Source organism: Clostridioides sp. ZZV15-6388 (genome assembly GCF_020657755.1).
Lineage (GTDB): Bacteria > Bacillota > Clostridia > Peptostreptococcales > Peptostreptococcaceae > Clostridioides.
Genome location: NZ_JAGWCU010000002.1, coordinates 1 through 23,221 on the forward strand (window position 1 = coordinate 1; position 23,221 = coordinate 23,221).

The window sequence follows — 23,221 nt, forward strand, 5'->3', positions numbered from 1 at the left end:
TGTCTCAGTTCCAATGTGGCCGATCACCCTCTCAGGTCGGCTACTGATCGTCGCCTTGGTAAGCCGTTACCTTACCAACTAGCTAATCAGACGCGGGTCCATCCTGTACTGGCTCACCTTTGATATTCAAGAGATGCCTCTCAAATATGTTATCCCGTATTAGCATACCTTTCGGTATGTTATCCGTGTGTACAGGGTAGGTTACCCACGCGTTACTCACCCGTCCGCCGCTCTTTACCGAAGTAAATCGCTCAACTTGCATGTGTTAGGCACGCCGCCAGCGTTCATCCTGAGCCAGGATCAAACTCTCAAATAAAAGTTTATCAGGCTCAGATACTATTGTTATCAAAATATCTGGCTTTATGGTTTGTTTCTTGTTTTATAAATTAACCTACTGTTTAATTTTCAAAGTTCATTTTATTAAATCAATCATTTTGTACTCATTATTTTCTTGTTCCTTGTTGAGCACATTTATTATAATAACACCTTATCATAATATGGTCAACTACTTTTTTACATTTTTTTTTAAATTTATTAATTATTCATATTTTATAATACTATTGCGACTTTATTTTCAAATATGTAACTATTATTAATAACAATTTCCAACTATAATAATACTATATAATTACTATTAATTTAGAAGGGAGCTATAAAATGCTTAGAAAGATACTCTACTTTTTGACAATACTTTCTATATCTATTTTTTTCATTGTTGGATGTTCAAACTCACAAAAAAAACAAAACACAGACCAGAATAGGGAAATATCAACGCAAGAAGATTCTCAAAATGTTGATGATAGTAAAGATACTTCCAATATAACTGTTTCAGATGGAACAGACAGTCTATCAAATAAAGATACTGTGAACAATGATAATGAAAAATTAGACGTGTCATCTTTGGACAATACCGCTCTTGATTGGTTTTATATACCAAATACTAAACATCAAACTCCAGAAGTAAATACTGATATCAAATTTAATTTTTCTGACTATAGTGCTATATATAATGGTCCCATCAAAGATGGTCAAAAAACATTATATCTTACATTTGATGAAGGTTATGAAAATGGATATACATCAAAGATACTAGATGTTTTAAAAAAAAATAAAGTAAAGGCTGTTTTTTTCGTTACATCTCCATACATAAAAGAAAATAAAGATTTGATAAAAAGAATGGTTGCAGAAGGTCACATAGTTGGAAGCCACAGTAAAACGCATCCTTCTATGCCAACAAAAACAAGCAATCTAAAAAGCTTTAATAATGAATTTGAAGATGTTGAAAAACTTTATAAAGATTTAACTGGAAAAAATATAGTTAAGTTTTTCAGACCTCCTATGGGTAAGTATTCAGAAAAAAGCTTAGCAATGACTAAAAATCTAGGCTATAAAACTGTATTTTGGAGTTTCGCATATAGGGACTGGGACACTGAAAAACAACCATCACATGAGGAAGCCAAGAAAAAAATAATGGATAATTTACACGATGGTTCTATCTTATTACTACATGCTGTTTCTAAAACTAGTACAGAAATTCTAAGTGATTTTATATCAGATGCTAGAAAGCTAGGATACAATTTTGAACTTCTAAATTATTAACATTTAGAAGTATATTTAAAAGCTATACTTTAAGTCTAATATTTATATATTAATTTACATAAACGATTTCAAATTAAATACTTCCAATAAAAAATAGATGTATAGTTTTTACATAAACAAAAGTCTTTTGATAGGTAATAACTGTGCATCTATTTTTAATTTATATATTTATATAATCTTTTATTTTTAATTTATATATAAGTTTTGTTAATCTACAAGTAAAATAATATTAGTTTTTATTTGCTAAATAATGAATACTGCTACTATAGTTGTTACAATGAGTCCTGTTATAACAGGAATAAAATTCCTTTTTGCCAATTCAATAGGACTAACTCCACAAATTGCGGCTGCTGAAATAAGACCCCAAGGAACTAGACATCCTCCACCAACCCAAATACCACTAATTTGACCTAATGCTGCTAATGCACCAACACTTGCATTAATAGCAGTTCCAAATACAGATGCAAGTGAACCAACTAATGAAATTCCAGAGAACCCAGAACCATCAAGCCCAGTTATTGCACCTACTACAGTTTCTATACCTGATACTGCAAATTTATTAAGTGGTATCGTTTGAGAAAGGGCTATCCCTATATCTGATAATAATCCTTGAGAACCAGGGGTTAATACCTTACCAAATACACCAGTTAAAGGTGCAACTTCTCCCATGTAGAAAAACGCTGCTATTGGTATAATCGCACCAAATATCTTTATACCAAACACAAAACCATCTATTATATTTTCACACACATTTTCAAGACTATCTTTGCCGAAATTTATAGTATTTATAATAATTATTAGAAACACTGCTGTTCCTCCTAAAAGAGCTGATGCATCTCCTCCTTTTAGGTCAAACATATACATAGCAATTATATCAGCAAGAAATCCTAAAGCTACTAAAATAGTTGCTATCTTAGATTTTCCATTAAATTCTTTTACTTCTTCACTTTCAAAATCTTTAAGCTCTTCTCTAAACATTCCTTTATTGATATCCCTTTTTAATGTATAAAATGCCATCGATATCGTTACAATTCCCATTACCCAAAATAAAATCATACCATCATTTATGACATATGATACTGCTACTCCTGCTGCACCAGCTGTTATACTTGGAGCTCCCTGAATAACAAAGTCTGTAGATAAGGCAAGACCATGACCAAATAAGTTTAATGCTACTGCAACACCAATCGCTGGTAATCCAGCTCTAATAGCAACAGGTAAAAATACAGCCCCAACTAAGGCAACGGCTGGAGTTGGCCAGAAAAACCAAGAAAGAATCAACATTACAAATCCAGTTACAAAAAATGCTGTGTTAGAATTTCTTATAACTTTGGAAAATGGTCTTACCATATACTGTATTGCATTATTCGCTTCTAGAGCTTTAGATAAAGCTACCATAATCGCTATAATTAAAATAATCGGTCCCAACTCATTTAAAGATATAATAAACGAGTTAAACACTGCTGTTATAGCTCCAAAGATATTTTTTTCAAAGAATAACCCCATGAAGAAAACACCTAATATACATGGTACTATAGTATCTTTTTTCATAAGCATAGTAATTAAGATAATTACCATAAATACAATGTAAATATAATGCGCTCCTGTTAAAACCATATTATTATGTCCCCTTTTTTTAAGATAATAATATTATATGGTCTTACAAGTAAACTTGTTACTTGGTCATAGGTACATAACAATTAACATGTGCAGTACTTAATTTAGACATTTATGATTCATTTACTGGAATAGATATTTCAATAGAAAACTCTTTGTCACCTGAGTTTATAGTTATACTTCCATTGTGATATGCAATTATCTTTTCACAGTTTTTTAAGCCAATTCCAAAACTTTCTACATTTTTATGAATGTTACTAACTTTGTTTTTTTGTATAATTAGCAACTTACCATCTTCAACTTTAATTAAAAATACTATTGGTCTATCCCTTCTTGCATACTTTATTATGTTAGAACATAAATTATCAAATATTCTTCTAAATTGTGTTACATCTACATAAATATGATATTGATTATAAAGTTCATTCTCTATTTTTATATGAAATCCCTTTTCTTCCAATGTATATGAACTATCTAAAAGCAGTTGAAATATAAATTCATTTGCATTAATCTTTTCATACTTTTTAGACACTTCTTCTTCACAATTAACAAAATGTGTAAAAAGGTCATCTGTCAAATCTTTTATCTGATATGCCTTTAATCTTACATTTTTTATATATTGCTCCAATTGCTCAGGGCTATTATACTTATGATCTTTAATTAAATCCAAATAGCAAATTACTGATGTCAATGGAGTTCTGACATCATGTGATATTGAAGTTACTATATCTTTATTTTTATTCTTCATTTCTCTTTCTTTTATAAGCTGATTATCAAGTGCTTGACTCATCTCATTAATACTAGATGCAAGTGATGATAATTCATCGTTCCCCTTAACAGGAATTCTATACTTTAAACTACCACTTTCTACTATCTTTATACCCATCTCTATTTTTCTTAGATATTTAATCTTTCTACTCAACAACAATAAAAATGTTACAATAAATGTAATTGCCATAAATGTGATAGAAACAGCATCTATAAAGTTTTGAAATCGAAATCTAAACAGTGCTACTATAACTACACTGGCTTTAATATCAGAAAATTGTATCTCATAATGTCTAGCCATAGAGCTACTATAAAATTCATTTTCTTCACTTTTATCAGGTAATTCCTTTGGATAGTACAATGTATCATAAAAAATCTTATCTCCTTCATATACTTTCATAGATACAAACCAATTGTCATTATTCCAATTTGATATATCTTCTACATCATTTGAACTTATATTTTTATCATTTACATAGATTTGAAAATCATCCATTAACTGGTCTGCTTCTCTTTTAAAATATGTTTTACCTTCTGATACATCCTTTACTATTGACTCAACAGCAGAATAAAATGGTATATTTAAAATAAAAGCCACCACAGCTGAGATTACTACATATACCAATAGTATGACACCCAACTTTGATGGCTTAATTTTGCTAATCAATATAGTACCCCTTTCCCCATGCAGTTTTTACATATTGTGGATTTTTCTGATCTTTCTCTAATTTTTTTCTTAAATTTCTAATATGTACCATTATAGTATTATTTGCTGTATAAAAATATTGCTCATCCCAAATACTTTCATATATATTTTCAGACGAGAAAACTTTTTTTCTATTTTTTAGCATAAGAACTAATATGCTATATTCTATAGTTGTCAAAAATATAGTTTCTCCATCTAATATGACATCTTGAGTATCCAAATTTACACATAAACCTTTTGTTTGCAATATATTTGGCTCCTTATTCTTTTCCTTCCCCTGATATATATAATAACGTCTAAGTAGTGACTTAACTCTTGAAATTAACTCAGAATATGAAAAAGGCTTTGATAAATAGTCATCTCCTCCTGCTGAAAACCCAATAACCTTGTCGGAATCTTGAGTTTTCGCAGTTAGAAATAATATTGGAGCTGTTGTTTTTTCTCTAATCTCATTACATGCAACAAACCCTGTCTTTACTGGCATAACAACATCCAAAATAATCAAATCAATTGTACTGTCTACTAAATTTACAGCCTCTTCTCCGTTCGTCGCCATAACAACTTCATAACCTTCGCCAGTCAAAAGTATTTCTACAATTTCCCTAATTTCTGGATTATCATCCGCTACTAAAATTTTTTTTGGAATCTCTTTAATCATCGCTAAACTCCTTTTTTACTATATTTCTTAAATATTTCAAACTATATAAAATATTATACTTTATTAGTAAAAGCTTAGCAATGTCATACGTTTTAATACTTTCTACTATTGTAAGTGCTCTTAAAGTTTAATCAAAACGTATACATATATCACTTATATAAAAAATAAACTATACAATACTATCTTACATAAATAACTTCTTTTACTGACTTAACTTTTTCAGAAGACTTAACATGTGCTACAATACATACTAAACCACTTATAGCAACGAATGCATAAAAACTTATTCCTCTGCTAAGTAACATCGCTGGCACTAGTAAATGACCTGGGAAAAATATCTTAAATAATATCATAAAACTATTTTCAGATGCTCCAACAGCTCCTGGTAATGGTAAAGATGAAACAGCAATATTAAGTAATGATTGTATTGCTAATATTTCAAACACAGTATATGTTGATAGATGGAAAGCTTTGTATACAAAGAATGGTACTAAAAACATAGCTGTTATTTGCACAATAGTTATAAGTAAAATCTTAATTACTAACTTTGGATTTTGTTTTATATATTGAGCACCTTTAATATATTCTTCAATTTGAGAAGTTATCACTTTTCGTGAACCTTCAACATCTTTTATTATTCTTAGTTTTCCTAATAAATTTGTTATGGATATTATGAAGTTATTTACTAATTTTTTTGAAAATATAACTGCAATTACTCCAACAACAAGAGCAACATTCGTTATTACACCATATATCAATAAAATATTCATCCCTCTTACATTGTTTAGTATAAATTCACGTTCCATAATGAACATTATTCCGCTATATGCCAATACAACAACTTGGTGAATGACAACAATAACTAATAATATAAGTGAAGAGTAAGATATGTTTATATCATCCTTCTTCATGTAATAAACTTGTGCTGGTTGACCTCCAGATGCTGAAGGTGTAATTGAGCTAAAATAAAATCCAACAAACGCATATCCCATACATTTTAAAAAAGTAGTTTTTTGATTTAAAGCCTTCATACCTAAATATATATTTATACCTTCGCAAGCAACATATATAAACATCATTGCAAATCCAATTAATATAAACACAGGACTTGCACCTTTTAATGATTTTATTAACGATTCAATTGATTGACCTCTAAAAACAAAGTATCCAGTTATGCCCATTAGTAAAACTAAGAAGGCTACACTACCTAGGGATTTATTTCTCTTTTCAGTTTTACTTATCATAACTACATCCTTTCTGGTGTTACAAATTTGAAACCACTGGCTTTAAGTTTTGGAATAGCTATCTTTAATGCTTCAATAGTACGTTCAGGTGCTCCAACTGCCCCTCCTGAGTTTTCTCCTGCATCATGCAAACAAATTATAGAATTTTCTTTTGTTCTATCTATTAATTTATTTACTATAATCTCTACTGTGCTATCTTTACTCCAATCTTCTGCCATTACATCCCATAAGGTCATTTTTAAATTATATTTTTTAGCAAATTGATTTGAAAATATATTAGTATGCCCCCATGGTGGACGATAGTAGTTTACGTCTACACCTAAATTTTTCATTATATCTGTACTTTCAATAAAATCTTTTTTAACATAATTATAACTATAAAGCCATGCATTCTTATGTTCTAGTGAATGTAAGCCAACTATGTGATTTTCTCTTAACATTCTTTTTATAATTTCAGGCTCTTTTTCAGCATTCTTTGCCACTACGAAAAACATGGCCTTTATATCATTTTCTTTTAGTACATCCAACAATTTTTCTGTATACCTTTTGTCTGGTCCATCATCAAATGTAAGAGCAATTTCATTCTTCTCAGTCATATTTTTCAATACATCTTTATTTAATAATTTATTATAATATGTAGGTATAATTGAATGGATTAAAAAAATCAAAGCAATAACTATAATTAAACCTACTACATACATTCTCTACACACTCCTTGTCCATCAAATGAAAATAAAATATTTTCTAATGTATTATTATCAAATTGTTTTTTAAGTTTTTTCATATTCAAACTCATTTCTTTAAGTTTAACATCATCATAGATTAAGTCTTTTATCTCATCTACATAGTATTTTTTATTTTTATCAAGTATTTTTCCAATTCCATTATTTAATATAAAATCAGCATTATTTATCTCTTGTTGCAAAAATGGATTGAATGCTAATATTGGAAGCTCTGAATAAATTGTTTCAAATAATGTTATTCCACCTGGTTTAGAAATAATAAGGTCAGCATTTTCCATATATTTGTATACTTCGTTAGTATAGCCTACAACCTCAATATTTTCATATCTATTGTACAATTTATAGTACATTTTTTTATTATTGCCAGTTATTACAGTAGTTTTTACTCCTTCTAAACTATTTAGCTCTTTATAAAATTGTTCTGACTTAGGTAATAAACCTAATCCTCCACCCATTATAAGGATGTTTTTTTTATCTAAATGATTTATATGTTCTATTTTTTTAAATTCTTTTTTTACAGGTATTCCATTAACTTTTATTTTATCTTCATCTATTCCTTTTAAAATAAGTTCTTCTTTAGTAGATTCACTAGCTACTAAGTAACAATCTGTATTTTTACTAATCCATTCTGAATGGCTACTTATATCTGTTATACATGTTATCAAAGGAAGATTTGAATTATACTTTCCTTTATATCTTGATACTACTTGAGAACAAAATGGAAAAGTTGAAATAACTACTGTTGGTTGTATTTCATTAAGTAACTTGTCTAATTTAGTTAAGAAATAATCTGAAAAGGTAAATTTTATATCCTTTTTTCCATTTTCAGTACACTTGTAAAATAAATTATAAAGACTGCTTCCCCGATTTACAAGAATAGAAAAAGTTTTATACATTTTATCTGAGTAGTTAGGCATAATATATTCAAATATATCTTTAATTATTATTTCAGAATTATTAAATTTTGTTTTTATATCTTCACTTAAAGAGTTTGATGCTGAGTAATGACCCATACCAAATTTTCCTGTAAGAATTAATACTTTCATAAGATTCCCTCCTCATTAGAGCCTTTAAATACCTTTAATTACTATATTTATAAGTATAAACTTTAAATCTTTAGAAAAACCTAGTATAATTCTTAAGAAATCTTAAAGTTTTAATTAAAAAATACAAAACCCAATTAATATTGGAAGCTATCTCCTAATTAATTGGGTTTTATCTTTATATATATATTTAAATATAAATACTATTATTGTAATTATTTAAATATCTCTTATTTAATTATACTTTTAATTAATCCATAATATTATATTCTTCATATAGAGGATACTTTTCAGTTAAACCAACAACCAATGTTCTTGCTTTAGATTCTTCATCATAAGTTAAACATAGGTCTATAGCCTCGGCAATTATTGCCATATCTTCCTCTTTCATGCCTCTAGTAGTTACAGCTGGAGTACCAAGTCTTATTCCACTTGTAACAAGTGCTCCATTTGGATCAAATGGTATTGTGTTTTTATTAGCAGTTATATAAGCATCATCTAATCTTTTTTCTGCTGCTTTACCAGTTATATTTTTATTAGTTAAATCTAATAATATTAAGTGATTATCTGTTCCTCCAGAAATCAATTTAAAATCTCTCTTAATAAGTTCTTCAGCTAAAGCTTTTGCATTTTTAGCAACCTGTTGTTGGTATGTTTTAAATTCATCACTTAAAGCTTCTTTAAAACATACTGCTTTAGATGCAATTATATGCTCAAGAGGTCCCCCTTGAATTCCAGGAAATATCGCTTTGTCTATAGCTTTAGCATATTTTTCTTTACAAAGGATAACTCCTCCACGAGGCCCTCTTAAAGTTTTATGAGTTGTTGTTGTAACAAAATCAGCTACTTCACATGGATTTTGATGAAGACCAGCAGCTACAAGACCTGCTATATGAGCCATATCTACCATAAGTAATGCTCCAACCTCATCAGCTATTTCTCTAAATTTTTTAAAATCTATCTCTCTAGGATATGCACTTGCTCCCGCAACTATCATTTTAGGTTTTACTTCGTGTGCTATTTTTCTAACATCATCAAAATCTATAAGTCCACTATCTCTATTTATTCCATATTCATAAAATTTATAATATTGACCAGAAATATTAACTGGAGCACCATGAGTTAAATGCCCACCTTGAGATAAATTCATTCCCATAACAACATCACCTGGTTTTAGCATAGCAAAATATACACCAATATTTGCATTTGCTCCAGAATGAGGTTGAACATTAGCATGTTCTGCTCCAAATATCTTTTTAATTCTATCTATTGCAAGAGTTTCAACTTCATCTATGTACTCACATCCACCATAATATCTTTTGCCTGAGTAACCTTCTGCATACTTATTAGTAAGATGACTTCCCATAGTTTCCATTACTGGAACTGATACTATATTTTCAGATGCTATCAACTCAATATTCCTTTGTTGTCTTTTTAACTCTCTTTTCATACTTTCATAAATCTCAGGGTCCGCTTTTTTCAAGTTCTCAAACATATTACTCCTCCTAGTTATTATTTAAATTTTACTTTTACAGACATTTCATAATTTTCATTTTTATCAATATGATAATTTATTATTATAGTCTTTTATAAATTAATAGTCAAGTGTTTTACTACTTTTACATGTTTACTTTCTGTATTTTAAGTTAAAATATAATAAATAATATTGTCTAATTCTTTTAATTGGATATAATTTAAATGTGACTATTTTTAAATAAAAAAAAGATAATATAATTTATATATATATAAGGAATATTACTTAAAAATTTGATATAATTTCAATATTATGTTTTTTAATTTGGAGGTGTATTTATGAATCAAAATGAGGAACTTGAATATAAAAAAAATATTCTAAAATTAGCTCTATTTGTAGGGGAACTTATGATAAAAAATGGAGCTGAAACATCTAGGGTTGAAGACAGTGTCCTTAGAATCTGCAGGTCAAGAGGATTTTATCATGTAAATATTTTTACAACTCCTACAGTAATAATTATTTCAGATGAAAAATTTGACGGCTTTTCGTTTATGAAAACGATTCAATCAAGAGGTATAAACTTAAATAAGATTTCCTTATTAAACAGTTTTTCTCGAGAATTTGTAAATGATAAAGAGTATGATATTGATACTGCTATTGCACGTCTTTATGAAATACAAGAGGTAAAACCTTATCCTTTATGGTTGTTTTACTCTTGTACAGGAATTGCATCTGCTTGCTTTGCTTGCTTGCTTGGAGGTAATTATATATTAAATTTTATTCTTACATTTATAATAGCAATATTTGCTGCAATTACTTATGATAAAACCATGAAGATAAGTGCAATATCTGCATTTTCATGTTTAGTATCTTCTTTTTTAATAGCACTTTCAGGAGTTTTACTAGTTGAAATAGGTATTTTGAGTAACCCTAAAATGCTCATAGTTGGAGCAATAATGCCACTACTCCCAGGAGTTGCTTTTATAAAAGCCATCAGAGATTTAATATCAGGTAATTTAATATCAGGAATTTCTCGTGCTTTCGATGCTGCTATGATTATTATTGCAATTGCTTCTGGAGTCGGTTTTGTCCTTGATACATGGTATAGAATTGGAGGTCCTTTCTAATGACTGATATGTCGATGATTTTACATTTTTTATTTTCAGGCATTGCAACTGCTGGATTTGCTGTCTTTTTTAATGCACCACTTTATCTACTTCTTCCAGCTGGAATAACTGGTGGAGTTGGTTGGATTGTGTATGTATATTTGTTTAATTTCACTACGAACTCAATTTTTGCGGGTTTTATAGCTGCTGCTTTGGTTTCAGCGTGTAGTGAGATATTGGCTAGAAAACTAAAGCAACCAGCTATTGTATTTGTAATTCCAGGGATTCTTCCTCTGATACCAGGAATTGGATTATACAATACAATGTTATCTTTAATTCAAAAAAATTATGATTTAGCGATGTCAAAAGGTACTGATGCACTATTTTTAAGCGCTGCAATATCGCTTGGTGTATTGGTTGTAACTTCTTTTGTAAGAACATTAAACCTTTTGAAAATACGAAAGAATTTTATTCCTCAAAGAAAATCAAAATAAAAATATAAAAATAGCAATGTACCTAAATCCTATAAATATACATTAAGCATTTATAAGAGTACATTGCTATTTTTAAATTATAATCATTTTAAAGGTCAATTAATATTCTTGTGATTACTGGTATAAATTCTCTACTATCTCTAAATTTTTTATCATTTTTCTTTAAATACAAATAACAAATTACTGTAAGACAAATCCCAACTAATCCACTTATAGCTTCAACCCCAGAGGTCATGCCAATTGCTTCCAATATATAGTATGTTCCTATTGTTCCAACAAGAAGCGCTACAAGAGGTATTATATAAGCCATCGCAGCTGCTTTTAATACATTCATGTTATCCATACTCACTTCTACATGGTCACCAACCTTCGCACCAATTGTATTGTCTACCTCTACTAATATCTCTTTTGACTCCGATGAGTCAGCAGTAGCACATTTTCCACAAGCAGCACAAGCTGAGTGTCTTTGCATTTTTAATTTTGCAGTTCTATCATCAACAATCTCCATAATAAATCCTTGTTGATTCATACCTAACCGCCCCCTTATTTTGTAAATTTATTTATGGTATCCATAAGTTCTTTTATCATCTCTTCAGTTTTTTCACTATCATCATGTTTGATACTTTCTGCTACACATCCTTTTATATGATTTTCCAAAATAATTGTGCCTACTCTATTTATAGCAGACCTTATAGCGGATATTTGAACTAATATATCAACACAATAACGCTCCTCTTCTACCATCTTTTGTATTCCTTTAACTTGACCTTCTATTCTTTTTAATCTTTTTATAAGAGCTTCTCGCTCATTGTTTGGTGCTAATTTTCTTTCTTCCATAAATTCACCTCATACTCTTATGATGTTCTATACAATTATGATTTACTTACCAATTTGCTTAAAATATAATACAGTTATTACTATTATAAATGCTAAAATTGATATTGCTATAGACCTGCTCTGATGCTTAGTTTGCTCCATACTTAATTTACCATTCATTTTAAACCCTGCTAATGGAAATAAAAATATAACTAATGCGTCAATTCCAAGTACAATTTGGGCTGCAATAGTCCATTTGCTCAAAAAGCAAAATATTCCACCTACACCTAAAAGAACCTCTAATATATTTATAAACTTATACGTAGGTTTTTTTATTATATATTCTTCAATTTTTTCCTTACATTCTGTACGACATGGATATATATCGGTATTGTCATCATATTTTATAGCCAATTTATTATTTGGTGACTTTATATCCCTGTTACAGTAAAGACATTTTTTCATTTTATGTTCTCCTCATAGTATTCCTCTTAAGAAATTTTATCTAAATTATTATTGTTTCAATACTATTATACCAAATAGATACAAAAAACAAAAATAAAAGGACTCATTTTAGCTATTTCTTTTATATTACTACTTAATTTATAATAATAGTTAGACAAAATTATTTATATTTAGTTTAATTGTTATATAATCTAAAATAAGTCAAATTTGTATGAGAGGTTAAAATGAAACAAATAGAATTAGCTATTGTAAGCTTAAAAAAAGATGCTGGAAAAATTTACGAAGACCAAATAAGACAATTTCTAGGTAACAATATAAAAATAAACTTATACTCATTTGAAGAGGGAAATCTAAAATTTTTTAAAGAAAAACTAATCCTTTTATCTGCTTATTTAAAATATGATGAAATAGCAAAATTATCTCATCATGATGCTCAAATTATCGTTCCTAAGTTGACATTTGAAAAGAATAGTATAGATATGATATCTAAATTAGAAAAAAATAAAACTATTTATGTATATAATCTAAGCAAGGATATGTCTATAGAGACAATCTCTTTAATACATAGACTAGGAATAGATAATATCAATATCTTACCCTGTTATCCAGAAATAGAATTTACTCCTACAGATGCCATAATTCTAACTCCTGGAGAAAAAATCTTGCCCAATTTTAAAAATTGTGAAGTTATAGACTTAAAATATAGAATAATAGATTTAAGTTGTATTGTTGAAATTGCCACAAAAACTAAGTTAAAACATCTAATAAAAGATGACTTAATAAAAAAATATGTAGAAAAAATAATTCCTACAAGCTATAGTACAGGCGAATTATTGTTAGATGCAAATAAATTTGAAAGGCAATTTGATTTGTTGTTATCTATAATTGATGATGGAATTATATGCACAAATAATGATGGAATTATACAATTTTACAATCATATCGCTAGAAAAATTTTATCTATAAATGCAAATGAAATGATTGATGTATTTATTGGTGAATGTATAAAAGATATTAACTTTCAAAACATATTAAACAATAAAACTCTATTTTATGAGAAATTAATTAAGATAAATCATATTGACATAAATTTAGAGATTAAACATATACAATTGAATGTATTTGATGGTTTTATATTAAAGATGACTAAGTTTTCTCAATTAGAAAAAAAACAAGCTAAGCTAAGAGCACAACTAGTAAACTCTGGTAATATCAGTAAGTATACTTTTGATGACATATTAGGTTCTAGTATACAAACTATTAATACTAAAAAAATTGCCAATAAAATGGCTCAATCAAACTCATCAATCTTAATAATTGGCGAAAGTGGTACTGGTAAAGAATTATTTGCACAATCTATTCACAGTGCTTCTAAAAGAAATTGTGGACCTTTTGTAGCAGTAAATTGCAGCACTTTTCAAGAAAGTTTATTGCAAAGTGAATTATTTGGTTATGATGAAGGTGCCTTTACTGGAGCTAAAAAGGGCGGAAAAATGGGTTTATTTGAATTAGCAAACAATGGAACTATATTCTTAGATGAAATTGGTGAGATGGATTTAAATTCTCAATCTAAATTGCTCAGAGTTATACAGGAAAAACAAGTAAGGCGTATTAGTTCAAATAATGTTATTGACATTGATGTAAGAATAATTGCTGCTACTAATAGAAATTTAAAAGAACTTGTATCTAAAGGTAAATTTAGAAGAGATTTGTATTTTAGGTTAAATGTTCTTCCTCTTAAAATACATCCTCTTAGAGAAAGACCTGCTGATATATTTGAAATCTTCGAATCACTAACGTATGATATACCATGCAATTTTAATCTAAGTGACGAAGTTAAGGAAATTTTCAAAATATATAAATGGGAAGGAAATGTAAGAGAATTAAGAAACTTAGGAGAATATTTCTGTTATCTAGGAAAAGATGTTATAGAAATATGTGACTTACCTGAATATATATTAGATACTATAGATGAAAATTATAGCAAAACTGTTTGTAATAAAGTAACAGAAAAAATATCTAAATACCAATTTAATATTAATAAAGACAAAAACTTCATCAAACATGACTATAATTTTAAAAGACCATTAGATGAATATATCTTTATATTGGATAATTTAAATAAAGCTTACGATTTAAAAGAACGAATTGGTAGAAAAAGCTTATACAAAATAGCTTTAAACGAAAATAGATTTTTGACAGAACAACAAATTAGAAATATACTTTTGGAATTACAAGAATTTGGATTTGTAAATATACTTGTTGGTCGTGGTGGTTCAGTTATAACCCTTAAAGGAATCGAGTTTCTAAAAAAAATAAATGGGTTTAATAATGAAAACAGTTCAACCATTTAAACCTATTTAATTGTATTTTAATAAATTTAACAATTTTTTAAAATAACCTTTTCCAAATAAAATTAAATAAATTTAATAATTTCATATCTTCCAACCTCTGGTATTACTTAATATCACGAATTAATTTTTAATTAAATATTTTTAATATCTATTTTGGCATATTGCTTGCTAAATACTATAAGTATAAATTTAAAAATTACTGGAGGTATTTATAATGAATTACAATTTTAATGAAATTATTGATAGAGGTAATAATTTTTCAGCTAAATGGTCAGAGATGGATAAAAAATATGGTACTAATGATTTACTTCCTATGTGGGTAGCTGATATGGATTTTAAAGCTGCTCCGTGTATAATTAATGCCTTAAGACATAGGCTAGAACAAGAGATTTACGGTTATACAACAAGACCAGATTCTTACAATGAATCTATAGTGAATTGGTTGGATAAAAGACATAATTGGAAGATAAAAAGTGAATGGTTAGTTTATAGCCCAGGTGTTATCCCAGCAATAAGCCTTTTAATAAATGAGCTTACAAAAGAAAACGATAAAATAATGATACAGGAACCAGTTTACAGCCCTTTTAATAGTGTTGTAAAAAATAATAATAGAGAACTAGTTATAAGCCCACTACAAAAATTAGAAAATGGAAACTATATAATGGACTATGAAGACATTGAAAGTAAAATCAAAGATGTAAAATTGTTTATACTTTGCAATCCTCACAATCCAGTTGGAAGAGTATGGACAAAGGATGAATTAAAGAAACTAGGAGATATTTGCCTTAAATACGGTGTAAAGGTTATATCAGATGAAATACACAGTGATATTATATTTAAAAATCATAAACATATACCTATGGCATCTATATCTAAAGATTTTGAAAAAAATACAATTACTTGTATGGCACCAACTAAAACTTTTAATATAGCAGGTCTTCAATCTTCATATGTTGTACTACCTGATGAAAAAGATTATAAATTGTTAGATAATGCATTTACTAGAATTGATATAAAGAGAAATAACTGTTTTAGTTTAGTTGCAACAGAAGCTTCATATAACAATGGTGAGCCTTGGCTAGAGTCATTCTTAGAGTACTTAGAATCTAATATAGATTTTGCTATAAAATATATAAATGAAAATATGCCAAAACTTAAAGTCAGAAAACCAGAAGGTACTTATTTATTATGGGTAGATTTTAGCCAACTTGGATTAAGTGATGAAGAATTAGAAAATCTATTAGTAAAAAAAGGTAAAGTTGCCTTAAATCAAGGAAGTAGTTTTGGTATTGGAGGAAGCGGATATCAAAGAATAAACTTAGCTTGTCCAAGAAGCATGGTTGAAGAAGCTCTTATAAGAATAAAAAATGCAATTAACTAAAAACATTTAAGGAGAATTTGCGCTATGAAAATAGGTACAGAAAGAAAAAGACCTTCATTTAGATATTCGTTATTAGTAATGCTTGCGATAATAGCTTTAACATCGGTTGGTATAGTTCTATTTAAAGCTTCTATAACTACAATGTTTTTACTTTCATGGCTTATAGTAGTTCCAGCAGCTATGAGACTTGGTTATACTAATGAAGAAATAGAAGCTTTTGGATTTGAAGTTGGTAAAGATGCCTTTCAATCAAATTTAATTATACTTTCTGTTGGGGTACTAATAGCAGCTTGGATAGCTGCTGGTACAATCCCAACAGTAGTATATAGTGGTCTGACAATAATAACACCTAAGTATTTTTTACTTACAACATTAATAGTCTGTTCACTTACTTCTGTTGCTACTGGTACATCTTGGGGAACGCTTGGAACGTCTGGTATGGCAATGATGAGTATTGGTACTAGTATGGGTATTCCCCTTGGCTTAACAGCTGGTGCAGTCATATCCGGTGCTTTTTTTGGAGATAAAATGTCTCCTCTATCCGACTCTACAAATCTAGCTGCTGCGGTTTGTAAAACAGATGTAATTACTCATATGAAACACATGGTTTACACAACAGGACCTGCATATATAATATGTATCGTTTTGTACACTGTAATTGGGCTTAAGTATTCAAATAATACTATTGACTATGTTCAAATAAATCAAATCAAAGATGTATTAAATTCAAACTTTCATATTGGTTTAGTCGCAATGATTCCAATACTATTCTTATTATTACTTTTATTGTTACAAAAGCCTCCTATTATATCTATATTAAGTTCAGCTATTATGGGGCTTATTATAGCTGTAATTCAAGAAGGAGAAAAAATAGGTGATGTCTTAAATTACATGTTATCAGGATTTACTATAGACACAGGATTTATTTATGCTGATAAATTATTAAATCGTGGTGGAATAATGAGTATGGCTGAAACCGTTTTACTAGTCTTTGTAGTTTTCGTTATTGCTGGAATTCTCCAAAAAACTGGATTCTTAGAAGTATTACTTCAACCAATGATAAATAAAATAGGAAAATCAAGAACTAAGTTAGTTGGCTCTACTTTCATAGTAAGCTACTTTGCAAATGCATTTAGTTCATCCATGATGTTCACATCAGTATTTGTTGGAACTTTAATGTCCCCAATATATAAGGAATTTAGGCTAAAACCACAAAATTTATCTAGAATTATAGAAGATACAGCAACCCTTGGCGGTCCATTAATACCATGGAATTCAAATGCTGTTTTCTGTGCCCAAACTCTTGGCGTAAGTCCACTTGAATTTATTCCATACTGTTTTCTAAGTTGGATTACGCCTATAATTTCATTTATTTATGGTGTCACAGGTTTTACCATGCTTACATATACAGATGATGAAATAGAAGATTTAGAAATATCTACTACTATGCAGAGAAGAGTTGATTAAAATATGCATTTTAAATACTATTACTTAATCCAAGATATTATAGGTGTATTATTGGCATTTATAGGGCTTCGAATGACCATTCTCAGTTTTAAAATAATATCGATAAAGGGTATTTCAATAAATACAATTTTAATTCTAATTAAATACTGTTTATTTACAATTGCAGGGATAAATCTATTGATATTCAATTTTGGCATTAAACATTGGATTTTAAGTATTTGTATATTAATAATATCTACAATAATAACTCCTAGAATTAAGTTATCAAAATAGAAATCATTATTAAAATCAACATTTCATAATAATAAAGAGACTGCCATTAATATTAAGACAGTCTCTTTATTATTTATTATCTATAAGTTTAGATAACTGGTGTATCAGATAGGTAATCATTACTTACATAGCCATATCCACCATTATATTTTATTTTTACCCATCCAGTAGCAAACATTTCTACAGTTTCTACCTTACTTCCATATGGAAGTTGTCCTATTTTTTCATCTTCCGTACTTGGTCCTTTTCTAACATTTAGACCATCTTTTTCTTTTACATATTTTATCTTAACATTTTCACTATTATTATTAGGTTTATTATTTGTTAGATAAGACCCACTGACATATCCAATATCGTCATTGTATTTTATCTTAACCCATCCCGTTTTTAGTACTTCTAAAACTTCTACTTCATCACCATTATTTAGATAACCTACTACAGAAGCTTCTATTGTAGCATCACTTCTTACATTTACTTTATCTGTATTAGCTACATACATTACTTTCTTACCAATACTACTTCCTTGTAAAGCTTTTAGCTCTGTAAATGCATTTTCATTTCCACCACTACCAACCTGAGTTATAGCAGTCGCCTTTTTATTTGTAAACATACTCTTTTGAGTTGCACTCAATTTATCTCCTACTATAAGTACTGGAGAATTTTCTTTTGATGCTAATACACCTACTGCTAGAGCATCTATAAGTTGATTTTGTTTTTTCATTCCATCTTTAGCTACAAATACATTATCTAAATTATTTGATGTATAAAATTTTTCTATTACTTTTCCATTTGTTTCATTTCTATCTGCTCCACCTATTCTTTCTGAATTTGGCAGACTTTGTTTTATTTTATCTGATACAGCATTAGTAGAGCCTATTATGTATGACTTACTTATATTTTTAGAGGCTATAAAATCCTTAAAACTAGACACTCCAGATGCATCAGAAACTGGAAGTATAACCATACCATTAGTAGCAGCTACAGAAGCTATACTAACTGCATCTGCAAGACCTGTATATCCATTTATAACAGCTATTTCTGATATGTCTTTTAAACCTTCTATCTTTTTAGCTATGTTCAAAGCTGTCTGATGTCTGTCACTACCACCAATTCTATCAACTGTTAGGTTATTAGATTCTAGTTGTTTTTGTACATTGTCTGATACAGAGCCAGATAGTCCAATTATATAAACTTTTTTAACACCTAATCTTTCTAATTCTTTCTTAGTTTGCAAATTTAAATTATTTTTTTCTGTAAGTAGTATTGGAGCGTTCTTTAATTTAGCAAATGGTGTAACAGATAATGCGTCTACAATAGATTCACTATTAACTATTACAGCCTCATTTGCACTACTCCAACCTTCTTTACTTACTTCAATAGCTGTCTGATATCTATCCTTTCCTATTAAAGTATTTTCTGTTGCCGTTCTTCCCATTTCATTTGCATATGATATTGATGATAAACTTAAAACTAGAGATAAACACAATACTGATGATATTGATTTTGTTAATTTCATATTAACTCCCCCTAAAATTATTGTATCTACAATTTTTATTTACTCTAAATATTATATCACAATAATTTAACCTATATCATCTATTCTAAAGCATCAATAAAATACAACTTTATTATTCTCCAAAAGTTTGAAACTTATCTAGGCTTCCATATCTATTCATTAGAATATCCCATTCATGCTCATCATAAAACTCACAATTTCCACTGCTATAGTATTTTGCTACTTCAACAACAAATCTTCCTGCACTTTCTAAATCAGAATAATTACTTGCTCCAGTTGCACATCCAGCAACTGTTGTCTCAGTTGTTATAGCAACTCCTACTACAGGTGCTTTTGTAGCTACAGCTGGCTGAAGAATACTATTTATATGATATAAACCATTTCCATATGGAGTTATATCTTGTATTGACACAGGAAATACATAAGGAAGTCTTCCTGTAGTAGTCTGCATTATATCTAATAAATCATTACTTGTTTTTAGAATATATCCTTCTTTTATTGTAGGAGATATAGCAAATCCTCTTGTATTTATAACTCTATTACCTTTAGTTGTATCTATTGATAATATAGCATCACAACTTAAATCAACTTCGTTTTCATTCATAGTTCTCATGTCAATTGGAGAATCCATAAATGGAACTGGTTTATGTTCTTTAGTAGGTGCATCTGGACATATGTGAGTTGAAACTATTACATCTCCATCAATAAAATCTCCCTTATTATGCATGTCCAATAATTTTGCTCCTACTGCTATTGCTACTAAAGCTCCATCAGCATCAGAAACCATACCTATCATTTCTGGTCTCGCTCCAATACCTCCTAGTCTTCCTAAGACACCTAATGTCTTAGCTGTTCCTCCTGATGATTTTCCATTTTTACCTTGTATTGTAAACTTTACTAAATCAGTAGACCCTTTTTCCGTACTTAAAGTTTTTACTAATATATTCTTCCCACCATAGCTTTCCAAATATTTTTTTACACATTCTCCATCTACTTCTGCGCTATCAATAATATCATAAACTTCCAAAATTTGTTTTAACATCATATTTGCTCACCATCCAATTTTATTTCTCTTATTTATAATTTTTGTGTAAATATTTTTCCTTTTATTTTTATAAATATTACAGCATTTTTTTCTTTTATTTATATCTTTATAAACTTTTTCCTATTGTTTCACTTATTTTATTTGAGCTCTTATAAACTTTTTCTTATAATCTTTCATATCTTATTTATTTTTATAAACTTCTTCCTAAGTATTTGTTTTATTTATAATTTTATAGGTATTGTATTGCTCTTTAAATTTAATTAATTTTAATTCTTCAATCAATTAAATTACTACACATCCTAATTAACTCCAATTATTTTTTTATTTAATATATCTTCTATATCTTTTAATAATTCTTCTTGTGTCATTGTTATTGAAAGTTTTAAATTTTCTTTAGAAGTTTTTATTAAAACTATCTCTTGCCCTTCTCTGATTTCTGCTGATGTAACAGGCATACTTGTGTTTTTATCAAAAGTCATAATTAAATCTGGAAACGTTGCTATTCTATTATTGTCTTTATCTATTGTCATATATTCATTCCAAAAAGTTACCTCATAACCATTTACAATCAATTTACCTACATCAAATCCACCTGTAGTTTCTAACTCTAAAGTTTCTATTGTTCCTTCTGAAACTACCTCTCCATTCAAAAATTCGACAACGTTGTTTATTGCTTTATCTTTTGATATTTCTAGACCTAAGTAGAACTCTTTACCCAAATCTATTGCATGACTTATGCCTCCTATAGCAGCATTTTCTTTTACAACAGAAGCTTTTACAGGATTTCTAGCTACAGCAACTAGTCCTTCTGCTGCTACAGCACACTGTCTAACAAGTCCTGCTGTCTTATTTAAAGAACCCTCTACAAATCCCTCTATATGATTATCAAGTTCTGGATTTCCACCAGACACAGCTTGATAAGACTTATATGTTTTATCTCTATGTAATCCAAGGCTTCCCATCAGGCCTGTTGGATGGGCTCTACCATTACAAGGTGCATCTATTAGTGGTATTTTAAGCACAGAAGACTGAAGCCATCCATTTATTGTTGCACACCCTCCATTTTCATTAGTAATAATACCTTGTATATCTAATCCTAGTTTATCAATAAATATTTTGACTGTGTTTATATAATCATCATTATCAGCATACTTAAGTGGTGCTGCTGGAGCTCCTACTGCAGATACATTTAAAACAATTGCGTCATCATGTAATTCATCTATACTTATTAGCTCTGGAAACCCATATTGTAAGGCATATTCCCCCATATCTCTTCCACTTTCCTTTGCACCGCCACCTCCTCCACCTAAAATTGTACCTCCTATTAAAGCATATTCTAATATTTCCTTAGTTAACTTCATATTAAATATCTCCTTTATTAGTTAGATTATGTAAATATATTAGTAACTATTTAAATAACTTTATGATATATTATAGTTTATTATACAAGCTTTGTATTATAATGTATAATATATAATTAATTATCAAATTTATATAATTCAAGTTATATTAAAAGAGGTGTATTTTATATTATGGATTTATTGCATCTTAAGTATTTTCAAACTGTCGCTAGAATGGAACACATAACAAAAGCATCACAAAAACTAAACATAGCACAACCAGCTTTAAGTAAAACCATATCTTCTTTAGAAAAAGAACTTGGAGTTCAGTTATTCGATAGAAAGGGAAGATATATTGTACTAAATGAGTACGGTAGATTATTTCTAAAAAGGGTGGATAGTATTTTAGATTTAGTAGAAATGTCAAAGAAAGAATTACAAGATATTTCCTTAGAAAACTCTGGTGAAGTAAAAATATTAGCTACAGCAGCTGCTAATGTATTACCACCACTTTTGAGTAACTTTAGAAAACTATATCCTAATATTACCTTTAATGTTTCACATACTCTACCATCTTCTTATAAGAAAAGTGATTTTGATTTGTATATATCTTCTTCATTTACAAAATTAAACTCAGAAAATAATATAACATTAACCTGTGAGGAAATATTATTAGGAGTTTCAATAAACCACTCTCTATCATTAAAGGATGGGGTTTATCTAAATGAAGTTTCAGACGAAAACTTTATCGTTATAACTAAAGGTGAAAATTATAGAGAAATAATAGATATATTATGTGAATCAGCTAATTTCAAGCCAAAAATAGCCTTTGAATCCGATTCTCCATATACAATCTATGCTCTTATAAAATCACTTCAAGGAGTTGGATTTATATGTGGAAAATCATGGGGCTTATCTCGAGACCCTGAAATTAAACTATTACATATAAAAGATATTGAATTTAAAAGATATTTAAATCTTTCATGGTTTAGTGAGAATTATGCATCTAAAGCAGTCTTATTATTTAAAGACTTTCTTATAAATTATTTCAAAAATCTTTAAAGCAAAGCTGGTATTATTAAAGAGGATATATCAAATAGAGTTAATAACTT

General features: G+C 28.7%; 20 protein-coding genes and 1 rRNA gene. 7 read left to right on the plus strand and 14 right to left on the minus strand.

The features are described from left to right. Positions 1–316, minus strand: a 16S ribosomal RNA gene (locus tag KGF48_RS01920); the annotation flags it as partial. A 341-nt stretch (positions 317–657) separates the two neighbouring features. Here KGF48_RS01920 and pdaA point away from each other — a divergent pair. Continuing rightward, positions 658–1,599, plus strand: a complete 942-nt coding sequence (pdaA, locus tag KGF48_RS01925; RefSeq protein ID WP_227867694.1) for a delta-lactam-biosynthetic de-N-acetylase — start codon at positions 658–660, stop codon at positions 1,597–1,599. Positions 1,600–1,842: 243 nt separating this feature from the next. Here the strand turns inward: pdaA and KGF48_RS01930 are convergent, their stop codons facing one another. The 7 genes from KGF48_RS01930 to glyA form a co-directional block, all read right to left on the minus strand. Beyond that, positions 1,843–3,216, minus strand: coding sequence for a hypothetical protein (locus KGF48_RS01930; protein WP_227827489.1), 1,374 nt, complete (start codon positions 3,214–3,216; stop codon positions 1,843–1,845). 112 nt (positions 3,217–3,328) lie between these two features. Then, on the minus strand, positions 3,329–4,651 hold the full coding sequence (locus KGF48_RS01935; protein ID WP_227867695.1) for a sensor histidine kinase: 1,323 nt from the start codon (positions 4,649–4,651) through the stop codon (positions 3,329–3,331). Beyond that, positions 4,644–5,348: a response regulator transcription factor gene (locus KGF48_RS01940; protein ID WP_227827491.1), complete on the minus strand. Its 705-nt coding sequence runs from the start codon at positions 5,346–5,348 to the stop codon at positions 4,644–4,646. The genes KGF48_RS01935 and KGF48_RS01940 overlap by 8 nt, the downstream gene beginning before the upstream one ends. A gap of 179 nt (positions 5,349–5,527) precedes the next feature. Continuing rightward, entirely contained in the window at positions 5,528–6,592 is a 1,065-nt protein-coding gene (locus tag KGF48_RS01945) for a lysylphosphatidylglycerol synthase transmembrane domain-containing protein (protein WP_227842606.1), read from the minus strand. Between the two features lie 2 nt (positions 6,593–6,594). Next, positions 6,595–7,293: a polysaccharide deacetylase family protein gene (locus tag KGF48_RS01950; RefSeq protein ID WP_227840502.1), complete on the minus strand. Its 699-nt coding sequence runs from the start codon at positions 7,291–7,293 to the stop codon at positions 6,595–6,597. After that, positions 7,284–8,381, minus strand: a complete 1,098-nt coding sequence (locus tag KGF48_RS01955) for an MGDG synthase family glycosyltransferase (protein WP_227840501.1) — start codon at positions 8,379–8,381, stop codon at positions 7,284–7,286. Before KGF48_RS01955 ends, KGF48_RS01950 begins: the two co-directional genes overlap by 10 nt. Before the next feature lie 247 nt (positions 8,382–8,628). Then, positions 8,629–9,873 (minus strand): serine hydroxymethyltransferase, encoded by a 1,245-nt coding sequence (glyA, locus tag KGF48_RS01960; protein WP_227840500.1) that lies wholly within the window; start codon positions 9,871–9,873, stop codon positions 8,629–8,631. A gap of 317 nt (positions 9,874–10,190) precedes the next feature. Here glyA and KGF48_RS01965 point away from each other — a divergent pair, with 317 nt between their 5' ends. Together KGF48_RS01965 and KGF48_RS01970 are read left to right on the plus strand one after the other, a co-directional pair. Beyond that, positions 10,191–10,979, plus strand: a complete 789-nt coding sequence (locus KGF48_RS01965) for a threonine/serine exporter family protein (protein ID WP_227840499.1) — start codon at positions 10,191–10,193, stop codon at positions 10,977–10,979. Then, a complete protein-coding gene (locus tag KGF48_RS01970; RefSeq protein WP_227434511.1) occupies positions 10,979–11,452 on the plus strand; it encodes a threonine/serine exporter family protein in 474 nt (157 codons plus the stop codon). The genes KGF48_RS01965 and KGF48_RS01970 overlap by 1 nt, the downstream gene beginning before the upstream one ends. Positions 11,453–11,540: 88 nt before the next feature. On the opposite strand, the gene KGF48_RS01975 is transcribed toward KGF48_RS01970, so the two are convergent. The 3 genes from KGF48_RS01975 to KGF48_RS01985 are packed head-to-tail and all read right to left on the minus strand — an operon-like array spanning position 11,541 to position 12,733. Then, a complete protein-coding gene (locus tag KGF48_RS01975; RefSeq protein WP_227827497.1) occupies positions 11,541–11,981 on the minus strand; it encodes a SoxR reducing system RseC family protein in 441 nt (146 codons plus the stop codon). Positions 11,982–11,995: 14 nt separating this feature from the next. After that, on the minus strand, positions 11,996–12,289 hold the full coding sequence (locus tag KGF48_RS01980) for a metal-sensitive transcriptional regulator (RefSeq protein ID WP_227434509.1): 294 nt from the start codon (positions 12,287–12,289) through the stop codon (positions 11,996–11,998). 42 nt (positions 12,290–12,331) lie between these two features. Then, positions 12,332–12,733: a hypothetical protein gene (locus KGF48_RS01985; RefSeq protein ID WP_227827499.1), complete on the minus strand. Its 402-nt coding sequence runs from the start codon at positions 12,731–12,733 to the stop codon at positions 12,332–12,334. Positions 12,734–12,957: 224 nt separating this feature from the next. Here KGF48_RS01985 and KGF48_RS01990 point away from each other — a divergent pair, with 224 nt between their 5' ends. The 3 genes from KGF48_RS01990 (at position 12,958) to nhaC (ending at position 17,935) form a co-directional block, all read left to right on the plus strand. Further along, positions 12,958–15,087 (plus strand): sigma 54-interacting transcriptional regulator, encoded by a 2,130-nt coding sequence (locus KGF48_RS01990; protein WP_227867696.1) that lies wholly within the window; start codon positions 12,958–12,960, stop codon positions 15,085–15,087. A 214-nt stretch (positions 15,088–15,301) separates the two neighbouring features. Next, on the plus strand, positions 15,302–16,468 hold the full coding sequence (locus tag KGF48_RS01995) for a MalY/PatB family protein (RefSeq protein ID WP_227867697.1): 1,167 nt from the start codon (positions 15,302–15,304) through the stop codon (positions 16,466–16,468). 24 nt (positions 16,469–16,492) lie between these two features. After that, complete coding sequence (gene nhaC, locus KGF48_RS02000) at positions 16,493–17,935, plus strand: Na+/H+ antiporter NhaC (protein WP_227861884.1); 1,443 nt, start codon at positions 16,493–16,495, stop codon at positions 17,933–17,935. Between the two features lie 361 nt (positions 17,936–18,296). Here nhaC and KGF48_RS02005 read toward each other — a convergent pair whose 3' ends face one another. The 3 genes from KGF48_RS02005 to KGF48_RS02015 all read right to left on the minus strand — a co-directional run bounded on the left by KGF48_RS02005 (position 18,297) and on the right by KGF48_RS02015 (position 22,130). Then, a complete protein-coding gene (locus KGF48_RS02005) occupies positions 18,297–19,724 on the minus strand; it encodes a cell wall-binding repeat-containing protein (protein ID WP_227861885.1) in 1,428 nt (475 codons plus the stop codon). A 112-nt stretch (positions 19,725–19,836) separates the two neighbouring features. Then, positions 19,837–20,769, minus strand: coding sequence for a DUF1177 domain-containing protein (locus KGF48_RS02010; protein WP_227827504.1), 933 nt, complete (start codon positions 20,767–20,769; stop codon positions 19,837–19,839). A 299-nt stretch (positions 20,770–21,068) separates the two neighbouring features. Next, positions 21,069–22,130: a DUF917 family protein gene (locus KGF48_RS02015; RefSeq protein ID WP_227840494.1), complete on the minus strand. Its 1,062-nt coding sequence runs from the start codon at positions 22,128–22,130 to the stop codon at positions 21,069–21,071. 171 nt (positions 22,131–22,301) lie between these two features. Between KGF48_RS02015 and KGF48_RS02020 the strand changes: the two genes are divergently transcribed. Then, a complete protein-coding gene (locus KGF48_RS02020) occupies positions 22,302–23,171 on the plus strand; it encodes a LysR family transcriptional regulator (RefSeq protein ID WP_227827506.1) in 870 nt (289 codons plus the stop codon). Positions 23,172–23,221: the final 50 nt, after the last annotated feature.